Annotated in this window: 17 protein-coding genes; 8 read left to right on the top strand and 9 right to left on the bottom strand. The window is 77.0% G+C overall.

Features of this window, described 5'->3' with window-relative positions:
* Positions 1-68 precede the first annotated feature (68 nt).
* Entirely contained in the window at positions 69-3,266 is a 3,198-nt protein-coding gene (locus V9U69_RS00590; protein WP_337059346.1) for a sacsin N-terminal ATP-binding-like domain-containing protein, read from the top strand.
* A gap of 48 nt (positions 3,267-3,314) precedes the next feature.
* On the opposite strand, the gene V9U69_RS00585 is transcribed toward V9U69_RS00590, so the two are convergent.
* Both V9U69_RS00585 and V9U69_RS00580 read right to left on the bottom strand, forming a co-directional pair.
* Entirely contained in the window at positions 3,315-3,827 is a 513-nt protein-coding gene (locus tag V9U69_RS00585) for a cell wall-binding repeat-containing protein (protein WP_337059345.1), read from the bottom strand.
* 107 nt (positions 3,828-3,934) lie between these two features.
* Positions 3,935-4,240 (bottom strand): DUF2530 domain-containing protein, encoded by a 306-nt coding sequence (locus V9U69_RS00580; protein ID WP_337059344.1) that lies wholly within the window; start codon positions 4,238-4,240, stop codon positions 3,935-3,937.
* 126 nt (positions 4,241-4,366) lie between these two features.
* Here V9U69_RS00580 and V9U69_RS00575 point away from each other — a divergent pair, with 126 nt between their 5' ends.
* A complete protein-coding gene (locus V9U69_RS00575) occupies positions 4,367-5,083 on the top strand; it encodes an SDR family NAD(P)-dependent oxidoreductase (protein WP_442907518.1) in 717 nt (238 codons plus the stop codon).
* Positions 5,084-5,144: 61 nt separating this feature from the next.
* Here the strand turns inward: V9U69_RS00575 and V9U69_RS00570 are convergent, their stop codons facing one another.
* Positions 5,145-7,415 carry a putative bifunctional diguanylate cyclase/phosphodiesterase gene (locus V9U69_RS00570; RefSeq protein ID WP_337059342.1) on the bottom strand — a complete coding sequence of 757 codons (2,271 nt, stop codon included), beginning with the start codon at positions 7,413-7,415 and terminating at the stop codon, positions 5,145-5,147.
* A gap of 95 nt (positions 7,416-7,510) precedes the next feature.
* Between V9U69_RS00570 and V9U69_RS00565 the strand changes: the two genes are divergently transcribed.
* Genes V9U69_RS00565 through V9U69_RS00555 form a run of 3 tightly spaced genes read left to right on the top strand, consistent with a single transcriptional unit; the run spans position 7,511 to position 10,578 of the window.
* Positions 7,511-8,005 (top strand): MarR family transcriptional regulator, encoded by a 495-nt coding sequence (locus V9U69_RS00565; RefSeq protein ID WP_337059341.1) that lies wholly within the window; start codon positions 7,511-7,513, stop codon positions 8,003-8,005.
* Positions 8,002-9,297: an MFS transporter gene (locus V9U69_RS00560; protein WP_337059340.1), complete on the top strand. Its 1,296-nt coding sequence runs from the start codon at positions 8,002-8,004 to the stop codon at positions 9,295-9,297. Before V9U69_RS00565 ends, V9U69_RS00560 begins: the two co-directional genes overlap by 4 nt.
* Positions 9,298-9,339: 42 nt before the next feature.
* Positions 9,340-10,578 carry a class I SAM-dependent methyltransferase gene (locus tag V9U69_RS00555; protein WP_337059339.1) on the top strand — a complete coding sequence of 413 codons (1,239 nt, stop codon included), beginning with the start codon at positions 9,340-9,342 and terminating at the stop codon, positions 10,576-10,578.
* Here V9U69_RS00555 and V9U69_RS00550 read toward each other — a convergent pair.
* A complete protein-coding gene (locus V9U69_RS00550) occupies positions 10,563-10,862 on the bottom strand; it encodes a DUF1540 domain-containing protein (RefSeq protein ID WP_337059338.1) in 300 nt (99 codons plus the stop codon). The genes V9U69_RS00555 and V9U69_RS00550 overlap by 16 nt on opposite strands.
* A 110-nt stretch (positions 10,863-10,972) precedes the next feature.
* Positions 10,973-12,121, bottom strand: a complete 1,149-nt coding sequence (gene serC, locus V9U69_RS00545; protein ID WP_337059337.1) for a phosphoserine transaminase — start codon at positions 12,119-12,121, stop codon at positions 10,973-10,975.
* Between the two features lie 75 nt (positions 12,122-12,196).
* Here serC and V9U69_RS00540 point away from each other — a divergent pair, with 75 nt between their 5' ends.
* Entirely contained in the window at positions 12,197-12,619 is a 423-nt protein-coding gene (locus V9U69_RS00540) for a DUF1810 domain-containing protein (protein ID WP_337059336.1), read from the top strand.
* A gap of 128 nt (positions 12,620-12,747) precedes the next feature.
* Positions 12,748-14,244, top strand: coding sequence for a hypothetical protein (locus V9U69_RS00535; RefSeq protein WP_337059335.1), 1,497 nt, complete (start codon positions 12,748-12,750; stop codon positions 14,242-14,244).
* A gap of 96 nt (positions 14,245-14,340) precedes the next feature.
* Here the strand turns inward: V9U69_RS00535 and V9U69_RS00530 are convergent, their stop codons facing one another.
* The 4 genes from V9U69_RS00530 to V9U69_RS00515 all read right to left on the bottom strand — a co-directional run bounded on the left by V9U69_RS00530 (position 14,341) and on the right by V9U69_RS00515 (position 17,238).
* Entirely contained in the window at positions 14,341-15,156 is an 816-nt protein-coding gene (locus tag V9U69_RS00530; protein WP_337059334.1) for a sugar phosphate isomerase/epimerase family protein, read from the bottom strand.
* Between the two features lie 144 nt (positions 15,157-15,300).
* On the bottom strand, positions 15,301-15,441 hold the full coding sequence (locus tag V9U69_RS00525) for a hypothetical protein (protein WP_337059333.1): 141 nt from the start codon (positions 15,439-15,441) through the stop codon (positions 15,301-15,303).
* 31 nt (positions 15,442-15,472) lie between these two features.
* On the bottom strand, positions 15,473-16,642 hold the full coding sequence (locus V9U69_RS00520) for a zinc-dependent alcohol dehydrogenase (RefSeq protein ID WP_337059332.1): 1,170 nt from the start codon (positions 16,640-16,642) through the stop codon (positions 15,473-15,475).
* On the bottom strand, positions 16,642-17,238 hold the full coding sequence (locus V9U69_RS00515) for a hypothetical protein (protein ID WP_337059331.1): 597 nt from the start codon (positions 17,236-17,238) through the stop codon (positions 16,642-16,644). The genes V9U69_RS00520 and V9U69_RS00515 overlap by 1 nt, the downstream gene beginning before the upstream one ends.
* Positions 17,239-17,394: 156 nt before the next feature.
* On the opposite strand from V9U69_RS00515, the gene pdxH reads away from it, so the two are divergent.
* On the top strand, positions 17,395-18,069 hold the full coding sequence (pdxH, locus tag V9U69_RS00510) for a pyridoxamine 5'-phosphate oxidase (protein ID WP_337059330.1): 675 nt from the start codon (positions 17,395-17,397) through the stop codon (positions 18,067-18,069).
* Positions 18,070-18,191 lie beyond the last annotated feature (122 nt).

The following is an 18,191-nucleotide window of genomic DNA, read 5'->3' as shown; positions in this document are numbered from 1 at the left end:
GCGACCCCTTCGGCACCGCGCGGCTGCGCCGGAACGTCCTGGACGCCTGGACGGCCTCCCCGGCGCGGTTGCGGGAGGACGCCAACGCCGAGGAGGACGCCGCCCTCGGCGCCTACCGCGACCGGCTGGTGGTGGAGCTGGCGCAGAACGCCGCCGACGCCGCCGCGGCCGCGGGGGTGCCGGGCCGCCTCCTGCTGCGCCTGAGCGACGGCGGGGCGTCCGACGGGACGGTCGGCGGGGCGGGGCGGCTGCTGGCCGCCAACACCGGCGCCCCGCTGGACGCGGCCGGGGTGCAGGGACTGGCCACGCTGCGCGCCTCCGCCAAGCGCGGCGCGGGCAGCGACGTGGTGGGCCGCTTCGGCGTGGGCTTCTCCGCCGTGCTCGCCGTCACCGACGCGCCGGTGGTCTCCTCCACCACCGGCGCCGTGGGCTTCTCCCGGGCCGCGAGCGCCGACCTGGTGGACGAGGCGGCGCGGGCCGCGGGCGGCGAGGGGCTGCGGGCGGAGGTGGCGCGGCGCGGCGGGCACCTGCCCGTGCTGCGGCTGCCGTTCGCCGTCGCGGCACCGCCGCCGCCCACCGGCTACGACACCGCCGTGGAGCTGCCGCTGCGCGACGCCGCGGCCCGGGAGCTGGTCGCCGCGCTGCTGGCCGGGGTGGACGACGTGCTGCTGCTGGCGCTGCCCTCGCTCGACGAGGTCGTCGTGGAGGTGCCGGGCGAGCCGCCGCGGGTGCTGCGCGACGTCGCCGGGCGGTGGCGGGTGCTGCGCCGCTCCGGCCGGCACGACGCCGCCGCGCTGGCCGGGCGCGGTGTGGAGGAGCGCGCGCGCCCGTCGTGGCACCTGGCGTGGGCGCTGCCGCGCACGCCGCCGCCCGCGGGGTCCGGCACCGACCTCCTCTCCCCCGCCGGCGCCACCGCGCCCGTCGCGGGGCCGGGGGTGCTGTGCGCGCCCACCCCCACCGACGAGGACCTGCCGTGGCCGGCGCTGCTGGTGGCGACCCTGCCGCTGGGCCCGGACCGCCGTCGGGTCGTGCCCGGCCCGGCCGCCGACGCGGTGCTGGACGCCGCCGCGCAGGCGTACTGCGACCTGCTGGTGGAGGTGGCCGCCGACGGCGGCGACGCCCTGCCCCTGCTGCCGCACGGGGTGCCGGCCGGCCGGCTGGACGCGGAGCTGCGCGAGCGGGTCCTGCGGCGCGCCCGCGAGGTGCCGCTGCTGCCCGCCGCGGAGACGGCGCCGCAGGACGCCGCCGGGGACCTCGGGCGGGGCGCCGGCCGGCTGCTGCTGCGCCCTGCGTCGGCGGTCGCGCTGCGCGGGGCGGGGGCGGACGACCCGCGCCTGCTGGCGGCCCTGGCGCCCTCGCTGGCGGGTCTGGTGGCTGCCCCCCGCGCCGTGGACCGCCTGCTCACCGAGCTGGGGGTGCTGCGCCTGGGGCTGGCCGACGCCCTGGAGCTGCTGCCCGGCGGCGGGTCGCCGGCCGCGGCGCGGGAGCTGTTCGCGGCGCTGCTGCCGCTGGCGGGCGACGGCGCGGCGCGCGAGGCGATGTCGGGGCTGCCGGTCCCGCTGCTGGACGGGCGCACCGTGCACGGCGCCCGCGGTGTCGTCGTCCCGGACGCGGCGGTCGCGGCGGTCCTGGACGCGGAGGCCGCGCGGCTGCTGGCCGGGCACGGGCTGCGGGTGGCCCACCCGGAGGCGGTGGCCGGCGGTGCGGGCGAGCTGCTGGTGCGCCTGGGGGCGCGCGAGGGCGGGGCGTGGGCGCTGCTGACGGACCCGGCGCTGGCGGCGGCGGTGGCGGCCTCCCCCGACGCCGAGGACCCCGACGCCGTCGCGGACGCGGTGCTCGCGGTCATGGAGGCCGCCGTGACCGGCGGTGCCGTGGACGGTGAGGTCGACGGCGGTGAGGTCGACGGCGGTGAGGTCGACGGCCGTGAGGTCGACGGCCGTGAGGTCGACGAGGGTGAGGTCGACGAGGGCGCGGTGCTCCGCGCGGCGCGCGACGTGCCGGTGCTGCGCGACCTGGCGCTGCGCGACGCGGACGGCGAGCTCGCCCCCGCGAGCGCGCTGGTGCTGCCGGGCACCCTCGCCGCCCGCGCGCTGGACCCCGACGCGGTGGCCGAGGTCGACCCGGACCTGCTCGCCGCGTGGGGGCCGGGGGTGCTGCGGGCCGCCGGGGTGCTCGCCGCGCTCGCGGCGGTCCCCGTGCACGCCCTGGACCTGGCCGACCCGGACGAGGTCGGCGACGCCGTCGAGCGGGGGCTGGCGGCCCTGGACGAGTACGCCGAGGAGGTCTGGGGCGACCTGCTGGACGAGGGCCCGGCGGGGCCGGCGGGCACCGTGGTGGAGGACGCCCTGGCCGTGCCCGACCTGGACCTCGTGGTGGACCGGTGGCCGCAGGTGCTGGGTGAGCTGGCCGCCGCACCGGCGGGGGCGGCCGCCCTGACCCGCCCGTGGTCGGCGGGAGGGCGGCACCGCCCGGGCCCGGCGGCGTGGTGGCTGCGCACCCGCGGTCCGCTGCCCGCGGTCAGCCGGGCCGCCGGCGGCACCGCCCCCGCCTGGCTGCCGTCCGCCCCGGGCTGGGCGGGCGAGCTGCCGGCGGCGGTGCGCGCGTCGCTGGGGGTGCTGGAGGAGCTGTCCGCGGCGGGGCCCGCCGACGCCCGCGCGCTGCTGGACGCGGCCGCCGCGGACCCGGCGGCGGTGCCGGCGGCGGACCTGCTGCGGGTGTGGGCGCTGCTCGCCGCCCACGCCGCCGGCCTGCCGCCCGGCGGGGCGCCGCGGGAGCTGGCGGCGCTGGACGCGGCCGGGCGGGTGGTGCGGGCGCCGGCCGACGACGTCGTGGTGGCCGACGACCCGTGCTGGGCGCAGCGCGCCGACCTGGGCCCGCGGTTGCTGGTGCCGTCCCGGCACGCCGCGGCGGTGGCGGACCTGCTGGAGCTGGACCTGGCCTCCGAGCGCGCGGACGGGCGGGCGGAGCCCGGCCCGGTGCAGCGGCGCGCCGTCCCCGTGGAGGTGGCGGCGCTGCTGCCGGGCTGCCCGCCGACGTGGGAGGAGGCGCCGGGCCTGCGCGTGGACGGGCGGCCGGTGGCGTTCTGGACCGAGCGCGCGCAGGCGGGCGGACCGGTGGGCCGGGTGCTGGCGGTGGACGCGCCCGGCGCCGCGGCGGGCCTGGCGCTGGCGGCGGACCGCTGGGCGCTGCGCCGGGCGGTGGCCGACCTGCTGACCGCGGACGCCGGGCAGCGCGCCCGCCTGCTGGCCGAGGAGCTGCCCGGCTGACACCCGCACCACCGGGGCCGGCACCGCCGGCCTCGCTCCGGGGAGCGATCACTCCAGGGGGGCCTCCACGAAGCCCTCGGTGGCCGCGGTGACGCGGGCGGCGGTGGCCCACCGGTCGCCGCCGTCGAGCCGCACGACCGTGTCCGCGCCCAGCAGCGCGTCGATCTGGTCGACGACCCGCTCGGAGACGGCGCCCGGCCCGCCCACCACGTACACCAGGCCCGGGTCGCGCTCGCGCAGCCGGTCGGCGGTGGCGGCCGGCAGGGCGTCACCGGCGGTCAGCAGGACCCCGGTGCCCAGCACGGAGGCCAGCGGGCCGGCGGCCAGGGCGTCGACGGCGTGCGCGTCCTCGCCGGAGGCGACGACCGAGGCCTTCGTGGGCGCGGGGGGAGCCGGGGTGGCGGCGGAGGACGAGGTCGCGGCGGCGGCCCCGGCGGCCGCCAGCACCACCGCGGCGGCGGCCCCGGCTCGCCGGCGCCCGGAGGTCGCGCTGCCCCCGGTGCCGTGCCAGGTGCCGTGCCCGGTGCCGTGGCCGGTGTGCTGCTCGCTGTGGTCCCGCACGGTGCGTCTCCTCGTCCTCCCGGGCGGGGCCGGTCCCCGCTCCCGTGCAGGTGGGACGCCGGGGTGTCGCTCCGCGTTGCACGCGGGAGCCGACGGGTCCGGGCGGGTCAGGGACCGGGGTGCTCGTGCGGCCACAGGTCGCCGGGCTCGGCGGGCCGCTCGCGCTCCTCCCGGCGGGCCGCGCGGCGCTCGCGGCGGTGCACGTGCGCCAGCCCCACCAGGCCCAGCGCCAGGCCGGCGACGCAGGAGCCGAGCCAGCGCCCCTGACCCGTGTCGCGCACCTCGGGCACGGCGAGGGCGACGACGAGCAGCACGCCCCACACCGCCAGGCCGACGAGGACGGCGCGGCGGTCGTCGGTGCGCAGGGGGGGCGGTGGGGGCTTGGCCTTCGACGGCGGCAGGTACAGGCGCACACCCCCAGTGTGCCGGGCGGGGGCGTCTGCTGGGATGGGCCCGTGGCCGACCAGGAGAACGCGCAGAGCCCCCTCCAGCCGCCCGCCGTGGCGCTCACCGACCCCTCCCCGCGCCGGCGCACGGCGCTGGTGACCGGTGCCAGCAGCGGCATCGGTGCCGCGACGGTGCGGGCGCTGGCCGCGGCGGGCTTCGACACGGTGGCGGCCGCGCGCCGGGTGGAGCGCTGCGAGGACCTGGCGCGCGAGGTGGGCGGGCGGGCCGTGGCCCTGGACGTCACCGACGACGCCTCGGTGGCGGCGCTCGTGGACGCCCTGCCGGAGGTGGACGTCGTGGTGCACTCCGCCGGCGGCGCGCTGGGCACCGACCGGGTCGAGGACGGCGACGTCGAGGGCTGGCGGCGCATGTACGACGTGAACGTCCTGGGGGTGCTGCGGGTGCACCGGGCGCTGCTGCCGGCGATGCGGCGCGGCGGCGACGCGCACGTGGTGGTCCTCGGCTCCATCGCCGGGTTCGAGACCTACCCCGGCGGGGGCGGCTACACGGCCGTCAAGCACGCCGTGAACGCGCTGTGCCGGACGATGCGCCAGGAGATGGTGGGCGAACCGGTGCGGGTCACCGAGGTCGCGCCGGGCATGGTGGAGACGGAGTTCTCGCTGGTGCGCCTGGGCGACGCCGGGGCGGCGGCGAAGGTCTACGAGGGCCTGACGCCGCTGAGCGCGCAGGACGTCGCGGAGGTGGTCGTGTTCGCGCTCACGCGCCCGCCGCACGTGGACCTGGACAGGGTCGTGGTGCGGCCGGTGCAGCAGGCGGACGCGGCGCACGTGCACCGCCGCTCCTCCTGACGGCGGGGGCGCAGCCGCCTCGCCGGGCGGCGGTCAGCGGGCGGTGATCAGCGGGCAGTGATCAGCGGGCGGTGATCAGCCGCCCCGCCTCCACCGGGCGGCCGAACAGCCAGCCCTGGGCGCGGTCGCAGCCCATCTCGCGCAGCAGCGTGGCCTGCTCGCGGGTCTCCACGCCCTCGGCGGTGACGACCATGCCGTGCGCGTGGGCCAGGCCGATGAGCGCGCGCACGACGGCCGCGGCGCGCTCGGAGGTCCCCAGCGGCCGCACGAAGCTCATGTCGATCTTCAGGAAGCTCAGCGGGAAGCGGTCCAGGTAGGACAGCGAGGAGTACCCGGTCCCGAAGTCGTCGAGGCCGACGCGGGCGCCGACGCTGCGCAGCTCGCCGAGGCTGGCCCGGGTGGAGGTCGACAGGTCGATGAGGGTGCGCTCGGTGACCTCGGCGAGCAGGCTGGACCCGGAGGCGCCGGTGCTCTCGACGCTGTGCGCGAGGCGGTGCGCGAACGCGGGGTGCTCCAGGGTCTTGCCGGAGACGTTGAAGGAGACCTGCAGCCCCTCGCCGGCGCTGCGCCACTCGCGCAGCTGGCGCAGCACCTCCCCCAGCACCCAGGTGTCGACGTCGACGATGAGGCCGGTGTCCTCGGCGGTGTCGACGAACGACTTGGGTTCCAGCAGCCCCTCGACGGGGTCCTCCAGGCGCACGAGGGCCTCGGCGGCCACGAGCCGCTCGTCGCGCAGGTCGACGATCGGCTGCCAGACCACGCGCAGACCGTCGGTGCGCAGGGCGCGGCGCACCTTGTGCTCGGCCTCGCGGCGGGCCTCGGCGTCCTCGCGCATGGCGGAGTCGAAGGCGGCGACGCGGTCGCGGCCGGCGTCCTTGGCGCGGTAGAGGGCCATGTCGGCGTTGCGGAACAGCTCGTCGCCGCTGCACTCGTGGCCGACGGCGACGCCGGCGCTGGAGGTGCACACGAACGGCTCGGGCAGCCCGGGCAGCAGCACCGGCACGCGCAGCCGCCGGACGATGTTGTGCGCCATGGCGGTCGCCGACTCGGCGCGGTCCACGCCGGGGACCATGAGCACGAACTCGTCGCCGCCCAGGCGGGCCAGGGTGGAGCCGGCGGGGGCGGCCTGCTGCAGGCGCCCGGCGATCTGCCGCAGCAGGGCGTCGCCGATCTGGTGCCCGAGGGTGTCGTTGACGAGCTTGAAGCGGTCCAGGTCGAGCAGGACGAGGGCGACGGCGGAGGTGGCGGTGGCGGTGCGCAGCGCCTCCTCCAGCCGCACGTCGAGCACGGAGCGGTTGGCCAGGCCGGTCAGGGAGTCGGACTGCGCCAGGCGGACCAGCTCGCCGGTGGACCGGTCGCCGGGGGCGAGGTCGAGCACGAGGCCCTGCACGACGCCGGGGCGGCCGGGGCGCAGCGGGACGCTGGTGCCCAGCAGGGTGCGCTCGGTGCCGTCGGCGGTGCGCACCCGGAACGGGTAGGGCACGGGCGAGCCGGTGCGGGCGGCGGGGTCGTCCACACCGGTGAAGGGACCGCGGTCGTCGGGGTGGACGCGCTCGCGCCAGGTGGCCAGGTCCGGGTCCGGGTCGGTGGGGGCCACGCCCAGCAGGTCGCGCAGCCGGTCGTCGAGGGTGACGCGGTCGGTGGCGGGGTCCCACGACCAGGAGCCGAGGCCGGCCAGGCGGACGGCGCCGGCGATCAGCTGCCGGGCACCGGCGAGCTCGGCGGTGGCCAGCTGCGCCTGGCGCGTGGCGCGCGCGGCGCACCAGGCGGTGCCCGCGGCGGCGGCCAGCAGCTCCAGGGGCGCTCCGGCCGGGCCCGGCTCCCCCCACACGGCCAGGCGCGGGGCGGTGGGGTCTGCGGGGACGAGGTCGACGACGGCGGAGGGTGCGCTGCGGGTGAGCTCGGCGACGGTGGTGCTCGGGGACGGCGGCGGGGCGGTGCAGCCGCGGGCGGCCAGGACGTCCAGCTCGTGGTGGCGCGAGCGGGCGACCGGTGCCAGCAGCAGGACGCCGGAGTACCCGGCGCGCTGCACCTCGTCGACCACCTCCTCGGCCAGCGCGGCCGGGTCCGTGCGGTCGGCGAAGCGGCGCTGGGCGCGCAGCAGGGCCGCGGTCAGCTCGGCGGCGGTGGGCTCGGCGGGGGCCGCGGCGTCCTCGCGGGGAGCGTCCGGGGCGACCACCAGGGGGCGCGGGGGGGCGGGCCGGGGGTCGGCGTGCGTGGTGCAGCAGGCCGAGGGTGCTGGAGAACCCGTCACGCGTCCGCTCCCGTCCTCGGGCGGGCCGTCCTGCCCGCCGCCGTGCCGCTGCTCGACGTTGCCGCTACTCAACGTCATGGACTGTAACGCCCCGTAGAGGGGAGTGGGAACCGAACCCGGGGATCGGGTCGTTGCTGATGGTAATTAGCCCGGCTAAGGAGTAGCCTGGCGGGGTGACCGGCGCCACCCCCACCACCTCCCCGGCGGGCGCAGCGCACGGTGACGCGGCCACGGGCGCCCCGAGCGGCGACCCGACGGGCGACCTCGCCGTCGAGCTGCGCATCGCCCTGCTGCGCACCGCGCGCCGCCTGCGCTCGCAGAAGAGCGTCGACGACCTCAGCGACGCCCAGTTCTCCGTCCTCGCCCACCTGCACGTCCACGGCCCGCGAACCCCCGGCGAGCTCGCCGACGCCGAGCACGTGCGACCGCCGTCCATGACCCGCACCGTGGCCGCCCTCGAGGGCGCCGGGTGGGTCCGGCGCACCGACCACCCCGACGACGGCCGCCAGGTCCTCGTCCTGCTCACGGCCGCCGGCCGCTCCGCCGTGGAGGAGACCCGGGCGCGCCGCTCCGCGTGGCTGCACGAGCGCCTGGCCCGCCTCGACGACGACGAGCGCGCCACCCTGGCCGCGGCGGCCCGGCTGCTGCGCGCGGTGGTCCAGGAGTGAACCGGACCTTCCGCTCCCTGCGGCACCGCGACTACCGCCTGTGGGCCACCGGCGCGATCGTGTCCAACACCGGCACCTGGATGCAGCGGGTCGCGCAGGACTGGCTCGTCATCCAGGTGCTCACGAACGGCTCCGGCACCGCCGGCGGCATCACCACCGGCCTGCAGTTCGGCCCCATCCTGCTGCTGGCGCCGCTCGCCGGCTGGGTCGCCGACCGCTTCCCGCAGCGCCGCACGCTGCTGGCCACCCAGGCGGCGATGCTGCTGCTGGGCCTGGCGATGGCCGCCCTGGTCCTCACCGGGGTCGTGCGGCTGTGGCACGTCTACGTCCTGGCGACCCTGCTGGGCTGCGTCTCCGCGATCGACGGCCCCGTGCGGCAGACGTTCGTGGGGCAACTGGTGCCGCCGGAGGACCTGCCCAACGCCATCGGGCTGAACTCCGCGTCCTTCAACTCCGCGCGCCTGATCGGCCCCGGCCTGGCGGGCCTGCTCATCGCCGCCTTCGGCACCGGCCCGGTGTTCCTGATCAACGCGCTGTCGTTCCTCGGGCCGCTGACCACCCTGCACCTGATGCGTCCCGCCGAGCCGGTGCGCCGCGAGCGCCCCGCGAAGGGCTCCGGGAGCGTGCGCGAGGGGCTGCGGTACGTGCGCGCCCGCCCGGACCTGATGGCGATCTTCGTGCTGGTGGGCGTCGTGGGCACCTTCGGGCTGAACTTCCAGCTGACCTCCGCGCTCATCACGAGCGTGAAGTTCGGCCGGGACGCCGCCGCGTTCGGCGTCGCCGGCACCGTGCTGGCCGTCGGGTCGCTGCTGGGCGCCCTGATCGCCGCGCGCCGCGAGCGTCCGCGCTGGCGGCTCGTGGTCGGCGCTGCGGGCGCGTTCGCGGTGACCGCCTCGGTGTCGGCCGTGATGCCGAACTACTGGCTGTACCTGGTGGTGCTGCCGTTCCTGGGCCTGTCCTCGCTGACGCTGCTGACGGCGGCGAACGCGACGGTGCAGATGAGCACCGAGCCGCGCGTGCGGGGCCGGGTGATGGCGCTGTACATGTCGCTGATGCAGGGCGGCACCGTCGTCGGCGGCCCGCTCGTGGGCTGGATCGGCACCCGCTTCGGCGCGGAGTGGTCGGTGCTCGCCGGTTCGATCCCCTCGGGCCTGACGGCCGTGCTGGTGGCCGTGTTCGTGCTGCGCCGCGCGAAGGTGCGTCTGGCGTACTCGTTCCGCACCACCCCGCACCTGCGCGTGGTGCCGGCCCGCTCCCCCGGCGACGACGAGCGCGACGTCGCCGCGGCCTGAGCGGCGACCCGAGCACCCGCCGCCGCGGCGGACAATGGTGCCGTGCCCACCACCGACCTCGCCTCCGCCCTGGCCGACGTCCGCGCGCTGCTGCTGGACGAGCAGCACCTCGTGCGGGCGGTCGCGGCAGGCCGCCGGCGCGGGGTGGAGCCGCCCGAGCACGAGCGGGTGGAGGTGCGCCCCGTGGCGCTGCGCTCGGGCCCGCACCTGCAGGTGCTCTTCCGCACCGGCCCGGTGGTCAGCACCCGCAACGTGCCCGTCGGCGAGGCGGCGGCGGTGGTGGACGAGCTGCTGGCCGGCCCGCACGGCAACTGGCACGTGGAGACCGCGACGCACACCCTGCAGCTGCGGGTGACGAAGAAGGGTGCCGCGCAGGTGCACCGCACCGCGCGGGAGGGCAGCGCCCCGGCCGGTCCACAGGCGCACGACCGGGCCAAGCAGCGCCTGGTGGACCCCGACGACCCGGTGTTCCGGGTGCTGGGCGCCGGCGGGGACAAGCGCCGGCAGGTGGAGGCGTTCGTGCGCCAGCTCGCCCCGCTGGCCCCGGCCGTGCTGGAGCAGGCGGGCCCGGTGGTGCGCGCGGTGGACCTGGGCTGCGGCAACGCCTACCTGACGTTCGCGGCGCACCGCTGGCTGAGCGGCGCGGCGGGCGAGCGCGAGCAGGAGCTGCGCACCGTCGGCGTCGACGTGCGCGAGGACGTGCTGGAGAACGGCCGTCGGGCGGCGGACGAGGCGGGCCTGGCCGGGCTGGGCTTCGCGCGCGGCAGCATCGCCGGGGCGCAGCCGTTCGGGGAGGGCGAGCGCCCGGACGTGGTGCTGGCGCTGCACGCGTGCGACACCGCCACCGACGAGGCGCTGGCGCGGGCGGTGCGCTGGGGTTCGCCCCTGGTGCTGGCGGCGCCGTGCTGCCACCGGGACGTGCAGCGGCAGATCACCGCCGGCGGTGGCCGCGACCCGCTGGTGCGCCACGCCATCCTGCGCGAGCGGTTCGCGGACGTCCTCACGGACGCTCTGCGCGCCCTGGTGCTGCAGCTGCTGGGCTACCGGGTGGAGGTGGTGGAGTTCATCGACTCCGCCCACACGCCGCGCAACGCGATGCTGCGCGCGGTGCGGACGGGGTCCGCACCGCGCGCGGAGCACCTGGCGGAGTTCGACGCGCTGTGCCGGCAGTGGGGCGTGCAGCCCGCCCTGGCCGCGGAGCTGGCGGCCGAGCTGGACGCGGTGCGCTCAGCCCTCGCCGGCCGGCCCGCGGGCGACCGGGAGGATCAGGCAGCGCTGTAGGTGAGGCACTTCGTCTCACCCGAGGCCTCCGTGCCGACGTCGATGGCGGACGCGGTGCAGGTCAGGTCGGAGTTGTGCCTGCAGTCGGCCAGCTGGCAGGCGCCGACGTGGCCCTCGGGGGCCGTCTTGTGCTTGGTGGGCAGGCCCAGGAACGTGCCGCAGTGGTTCGCGCCGTGGTCGCCGACGGTGATCGTCGGGGCGTGGCACGACACGTCCGCGTTGAAGGTGCACCCGCTGACGGAGCACTGGTGGATGGGGGTCAGGTCCAGGTTCACGGTCGCCATGCCTTCGACCATAACGACGGGAAGGCATTCTCGCCACGAAGGAACGCCTTTCCTGATCCTTTCGAGGAATAGGTAGGGAAGGCATTCCTTCACGGCAGGAGAAAGGAAGGTCAGGCTTCCCTGAGACGTTCGGCGACGTGGTCCACGCACCGCGTCAGGGCCCGCACGTCCTCCGGCTCCACGGCCGGGAACATCCCGATGCGCAGCTGGTTGCGCCCCAGGCTGCGGTACGGGAAGACGTCCACGATCCCGTTGCGCCGCAGCACCTCCTGCACCCGGACGCTGTCGACGGAGGCGTCCAGGTCGATCGTGGCGACGACGGCGCTGCGCGCAGCCGGATCCGCGACGAAGGGGGCGGCCCACTCGCGCCGCTCGGCCCAGCCGTAGACGATCCCGGCCGATTCGGCGGTGCGCCGGGCCGCCCACTCCAGCCCTCCGTTCCCCAGCAGCCACTCCACCTGCTCGGCGAGCATCACCAGCGTCGCCACCGCGGGGGTGTTGTACGTCTGGTCCTTGCGGGAGTTCTCCACCGCGGTGCGCAGGTCCAGCGACGGCGGCACCCAGCGGCCGGCGGCACCCAGCTCCTCGGCGCGCTCCAGCGCGGCCGGGGACAGCAGCGCGATCCACAGCCCGCCGTCGGAGGCGAAGGACTTCTGCGGCGCGAAGTAGTACGCGTCGGTCTGCGCGACGTCCACGGCCAGGCCCCCGGCGCCGGAGGTGGCGTCGACGAGCACGAGCGGCCCGCCGTCGGCCGGGCCGGGCCCGTCCGGGCGGCGCACGGGGGCGGCGACACCGGTGGAGGTCTCGTTGTGCGGCCAGGCGACGACGTCGCAGCCGGTGGCGACCTCTCCCGGCTGCGGCAGGGTGCCGGGCTCGGCTCGCACGACGGCGGGGTCGGCGAGGAAGGGCGCCCCGGCGGTGACGGCGGCGAACTTGGCGGAGAACTCCCCCAGCACCAGGTGCTGGGCCCGCTCGCGCACCAGGCCGAAGGCGGCGACGTCCCAGAAGGCGGTGCTGCCGCCGTTGCCGAGGACGACCTCGTACCCCTCCGGCAGCGAGAACAGCTGCGCCAGGCCCTCGCGCACGCGCCGCACGAGCGACTTGACCGGCGCCTGACGGTGCGAGGTGCCCAGCACGTCGCGCCCGGCGCGCACCAGCGCCTGCACCTGCTCGGGGCGGACCCTGCTGGGACCGGAGCCGAAGCGCCCGTCGGCGGGCAGCAGCTCGGCGGGGATGCGGATGTCGGGCGCGTCGCTCACGGGTCGATCCTCCCGCACCGGCGCCACGCGCCCGCCCGGGAGGTGGGCGGGGCCCGGGCGGTGCAGGGTGGGGGTGTGGACGACCCCTTCGACCTGCAGCGCTTCGTCGACGCCCAGGAGGGCACCTACGAGCGCGCCCTGGCCGAGATCGGCGCCGGGCGCAAGACCTCGCACTGGATGTGGTGGGTGTTCCCGCAGGTCGCGGGCCTGGGCCGCAGCGAGACCTCGCGGCGGTACGCGGTCTCCGGGCTCCCCGAGGCGCAGGCCTACCTGGCCCACCCGGTGCTGGGCCAGCGGCTGCGCGAGTGCGCCCGCGTGCTGCTGGACCTGCCCGGTGACGACCCGGTGGCGGTGTTCGGGGAGACGGACGCGGCGAAGCTGCGCTCGTCGATGACGCTGTTCGCGGCCACCGACCCGGAGGAGCCGACGTTCGCCGCGGTGCTGGAGAGGTTCTTCGGCGGCGAGCGCGACGGGCTGACGCAGGACCGGCTCGGCTGAGGCCGGACCCGCGCCGCTCACCCGATCGGCCGCGGACCGCTCGCGACGTCCGGGTCCCGGGCGCGCGGTCCGACGCGCGGCGTCCGAGGCGTGTCGGGCCGCGCGCCCGGAGCGTGAAATCCTCAGGCATGGCCGAACGCACCGCCGAGCAGCTCGAGTCGGGCTTCTTCGACGTCCGACGACAGTCACCGGTGACCACCGAGACCGTCCGGCGCCAGGTCGCCGAGCCGGGCTCGCCCGTCCTGGTCGACTTCGACCACACGCTCTTCGCCTCCAACAGCACCGAGCTGTTCATCTCGCGCTGCCGGCCGTCCCTGGTGGTCGCCCTCATCGACTTCCTGGTGCGGGTGTGCGTGCCGTGGCGCCTGGTGCCCGCCGGCCGCGGTCACCGGGTCGGGGACTACCTCTGCGTCGCCCTGATCGTCGTCCTGACGCCCTGGAACCTGTCCCTGTGGCGCAAGGCGGCACCGGCCCTCTTCGAGCAGCACCGCGCCGCCGAGATCTCCGCCGTCCTCGCCGACGTCGACCGGTCGCGGCTGACGATCATCTCCTTCGGCATGGAGTTCGTGATCCGGGACCTGCTGAGGGCCAGCGAGTACCGGTCCGCCGCGCTGCTGGCGACGCCGCTGCTGCCCAGACCGTCCTGGTTCGCCGGGGGCAAGACGACGACGGCCGTCGGGGCCGTCGGTGAGGACGGGGTCGCCCGGGCCGTCTTCGTCTCCGACTCGCTCGACGACGCCGACCTGCTCGGGGCGTGCCGCTCGGGCCTGCTCATCCCTCAGCAGGGCCGGCGGGTGTCCGCCCGCGAGCGCCTCTACCTCCCGATGCGCTACACGGCCCGGGTCAAGTACTCGCGCTGGTACGCGCTGGACCAGTTCCTCCTGGTGGACGCCCTCGTCATCGCCATCGCGATCACCCGCGACGCGGCGAGCCTGCTCCACTTCGCGGTGATCGCGCCGCTGCTGCTGCTGTCGGTGATGTCGGTCTACGAGATCGGGTACTTCGAGAACGACGTGCACGGCTCGAAGATCGAGGAGCACCCGGTCCTCGACCCGAGCGTGCCGCAGTACCGGGACTACCCGATCCGGGTCCAGGCCTGGGTCTGGGCCGCCGCCTCCGCGGCGGCCGGCCTGGGCACGGCCGTCCTGCTCGGCGAGCTCGGCACCGACGAGCTCCTGGCGGCCGGCACCTCGTGGGTGCTGCTGCTGCTCGTGCTGCGCGGGGTGTTCTTCCTCTACAACCGGGTGAGGACCGACGTGCGGGTGTTCGTGTACCCCGTGCTGCAGGCGCTGAAGTACGGGGCCGTCTTCCTGGTCTTCGCCCCGACCGCCCTCGGGGTGGCCCTGGTGATGAGCCAGGTCACGGCGATGTGGGCGACCTACGTCGTCTACCGGCTCGGCGGGCGCAAGGAGGACCTGGACCGGGACCTCCTGGGCACCGCGGCGTTCCTGGTCGCCGCCGGCCTGCTGGGCATGGCGAGCATCGCGCACGGCGGGCCGTTCGAGGAGGGCGCCGGCCGCGAGGCGGAGAGCCCGGTGCCCCTCGTCGCCGCCCTGCTGTGGTCGCTGGCCAGGGCCTGCAAGTCCCCGGTGATGCGCCGGGTCAGGGCCCGGCTCGCGACCTGACCCCCGCCGGGCGCCCGGAGGCGGCGACCCGCGGGGGGCGGTCGCGGCCGCAGGGCACCCGGCCCGGGGGTCCGGCGCAGGGCTGTCCGGCACCCCTCAGACGAACTCCTCGAACCGCTTGCGCACCAGCCGCAGCACGTCGTCGGGGTCCTCGGCCCACCAGCGCGAGGAGAGGATCTCGACCTCGACGGGACCGTCGAAGCCGGTGGCGGCGACCTGGGCGGACAGCCGGGGCAGGTCCATCAGGCCGTCGCCCATCATCCCGCGGTCCAGCAGCGGGTCGGAGGTCCGCGGCAGCCAGTCGGAGACGTGGTAGCCGAGGACCTTGCCGGCGGCGCGCGCCAGCTGCTGCTCCAGGGCCGGGTCCCACCACACGTGGTAGGCGTCGACGACGACGCCGAGGTGGCCGGGGTGCGCGGCTTCCAGCTCCTCGACGAGGTCGAGGGCCTGGGCGAGGGAGACGACGACGGACCGGGCGCTGATCATCATGGGGTGCAGCGGCTCGATGCCGAGCCGGACACCGGCGGCCGCGGCGTGCGGCAGCAGGGCGGCGATGCCGTCGCGCACGCGGGCGCGGGCACCGGGCAGGTCGGTGTCGAGCAGCGGACCGCAGACGAGGACCAGGGCGTCGGCCCCCAGTTCGGCGGCCTCCTCCACGGCGCGGCGGTTGTCGTCGAGGACGGCGGCCGGGTCGGCGGCCGGGTCGGTGAACATCCCGCCGCGGCACACCGAGCTCACGCGCAGGCCGGCGTCGCGCACCAGCTTCGCGGCGCGCGGCAGGCCCGCGGCGGCGATCTTGTCGCGCCACAGGGCGACGGCGCCGATCTCGTGGCGCTCGCACCCGGCGACGGTCTGCTCCAGGGACCAGGAGTTGACGGTGATCTGGTTGAGGCTGAGGCGGCGGGGGTCCACGGGCTCGCTCCTTCGCGGGCTGGAATGCGCTTTCCGGGCAGCGTGCCACACGCCCCGGCACCGGTCAACGCCCCTGGACGCCGAACGCCCCGGCCCGCCGCGCGCAGGGCGCGGCGAACCGGGGCGTGGTGGTCGCCGGGCGGGTCAGCTGCCCGCGTCGCCGCCGGTGCCCTCGTCGGCCTCCTCGGCCTCCTGCGCGAACCCGGTGTCGTTGCCGTAGCCGGGCTCGGTGGGCGCCTCGGCCGCCTCGGCGCTGCCGGGCTCCTGGCTGGGCTGGGTGGTCATGGCGTTCCTCTCCTCGGGGATCCGGTCGGGGTCAGGGGCGGAAGACCGCCCGCAGGCACCCGTCCTGCTTGTCCTTGAACATCTCGTAACCGCGCACGGCGTCCTCCAGCGGCATCTCGTGCGTGGCGAGGAAGCCGGTGTCGAGCTCGCCGTCGGCGATGTGCTGCAGCAGCTTCGGCACGTACCGCTGCCCGTGCTGCTGCGCCGAGCGGATCGTCAGCCCCTTGTTCAGGACGACGCCCATGGGGAACTTGTCGGTCAGCCCGTAGACGCCGAGCACCGACACGACACCGCCCTTGCGGCAGGCCAGGACCGCCTCGCGCAGCGCCGTGGCCCGGTCGGTCTCCATCCGCAGGGCCTGCTTGGCGCGGTCGTACACCTCCTGCACGCCGGTGCCGTGCCCCTCCATGCCGACGGCCTCGACGACCGCGTCCGGGCCGCGCCCGCCGGTGGACTCGCGCAGCGCCTCCTGGACGCTGTCGGTGCCGGTGTAGTCGATCGTCTCCGCGCCCAGGTGCGTGCGCGCCAGCTCCAGCCGCTCGTCCAGGCGGTCCACCACGATCACGCGCTCGGCACCCATCAGCTTCGCCCCGGCGGCCGCCATCAGCCCGACGGCACCGGCGCCGAACACGGCGACCGTGTCGCCGGGGGCGATGTCGCAGAAGTCCGCCCCCATGAAGCCCGTGGGTGCGGCGTCGGAGGTGAACAGGGCCTGCGCGTCCGAGATCCCCTCGGGCACCGGGAAGCAGTTCACGTCCGCGAACGGCACCCGGATGAACTCCGCGTGCGACCCCGCGTAACCGCCGAAGGGGTGGGTGTAGCCGTAGATGCCGCCGCTGGGGAACCCCAGCACCGGCTGCTGCAACGGCGCGTTCGGGTTGGTGGTGTCGCACAGCGACCACATGTCGTTGCGGCAGTAGAAGCACTCGCCGCACCCGATGAACGAGGGGACCACCACGCGGTCGCCCGCGCGGACGTTGCGCACCTCCGGGCCGACCTCCACCACGACGCCCATGAACTCGTGGCCGAACACGTCACCGCGGCGCATGCCGGGCAGGTACCCGTCGATGAAGTGCAGGTCCGAGCCGCACGTGACGGTGAGCGTCACGTCCAGGACCACGTCGTGCGGGTTCACGATCACCGGGTCGGGGACGGTCTCGACCGCCAGGTCGTTGACGCCGTTCCACACCAGCGCGCGCATCAGCGCTCCTCCTGACGGGCCGAGGGGTTGGGTCGCAGGGTGGGGATCTCCCCCGTGAGCAGCAGGGCGCGCAGCCGGTACAGCAGCGTGAACGGCACCGCGCCCACGCCGGCGCTCAGCTCGGGCGCCACCTCGCAGGTCACCTCGGTGCCCAGCTCGCGCGGGGCGGGACGGGTGCCCACCCGCAGCAGGACCGCCCCGTCACCGGACCGCGCGTCACCGGCCTGCCCGTCACCGGTGCGCCCGCCCTCGGTGTCGTCCTCGGCGTCGCGCACCTCCCCCTGCCCGGCGCCCGCGCCGGGGCGGCGGAACTCCACCCCGCCGGCGGTGGGGGCGAGCTGCGCCTCGACGGTGCGTTCGTCGCCCGCGGTGAGGGTGAAGGTCCACCGCTCGCCGTCTGCCTCGGCGCGGCCGAGGTCGCCGAGCAGCCGGGAGACCACCTGCGGGTCGCGCCAGGCGGCCAGCACGTCCTCGGCGGGCCTGGAGATCGTCAGGGTCTGCCGGGCCGCGCTCGAGCCGCGGTTGCCGGGCAGCACCCGGGAGGCGGCCCCCACGGCGGAGGAGACGACCTCCCGCGCCTTCTGCGTCACGTCCACGTTCCGCTCCGTCCTGCCCGCCGGGCGGCGGGCGCCTGTTGCGGTCGTTGCTGCACCGGCCGTCACGCTACGGCGACCGTCCGCGGGCGGCACCTCGGCGCCTCCCTCCCCCACCACCCCCGCCCCGCGGGGGTGGTGCGGTCCTAGGGTGGCCGCGTGGAGGACCCCGCGCAGCGGCGCGTCGACTACGGCGAGCGCTCCCTCGAGCCGGCCGACCTGGCCGCGCACCCCCTGGAGCAGTTCCGGCGGTGGTACTCCGAGGCCGTCGCGGCCGCGGTGCCCGAGCCGAACGCGATGGCGCTGGCCACCTCCGGGCCGGACGGCGCCTCGGCGCGCACCGTGCTGCTCAAGGGCGTCGACGCGCGCGGGTTCGTCCTCTACACCAACCAGCGCTCCCGCAAGGCGCTGGCGATCGCCCACGACCCGCGCGTGGCCCTGCTGTTCACCTGGCACGGGACGCACCGGCAGGTCGCCGTGCGCGGGCGGGCCGAGGTGCTCCCGCGCGAGGAGACGGAGGCGTACTTCGCCTCCCGGCCCCGCGCCTCGCGCATCGGGGCGTGGGCCAGCGAGCAGTCCCGGCCGATCGCCACCTCCGCCGAGCTGCGCGAGCGCGAGGAGGAGCTGCGCCGGCGCTTCCCCGACACCGGCTCGCCGGACGACGTGCCCGCACCACCGCACTGGGGCGGCTACCTCGTGCGGGCGCACGAGGTGGAGTTCTGGCAGGGCCGCACCTCCCGCCTGCACGACCGGCTCGTCCTGGTCAGCCGTGACGGCTCCCCCGCCGCCCTGGACGACGCGGCGGCCTGGCGGCTAGAGCGGCGCCAGCCCTGAGGCGGCGCCGCCCCGTCCGGGAACTTTCCGGTAACGGCCCGCCCGAACCCCTCCCGCGCGCCGTGCGCACCGGCTAACGTCGCGCCAGGAGCGCTCGCACCACCTCGACGCGGAGGCGGTCG

Origin of the sequence: Kineococcus sp. G2, from assembly GCF_037154035.1 — a bacterium.
Classification (GTDB): Bacteria; Actinomycetota; Actinomycetes; order Actinomycetales; family Kineococcaceae; genus Kineococcus.
This window is presented reverse-complemented; position numbering and strand designations above follow the sequence as displayed.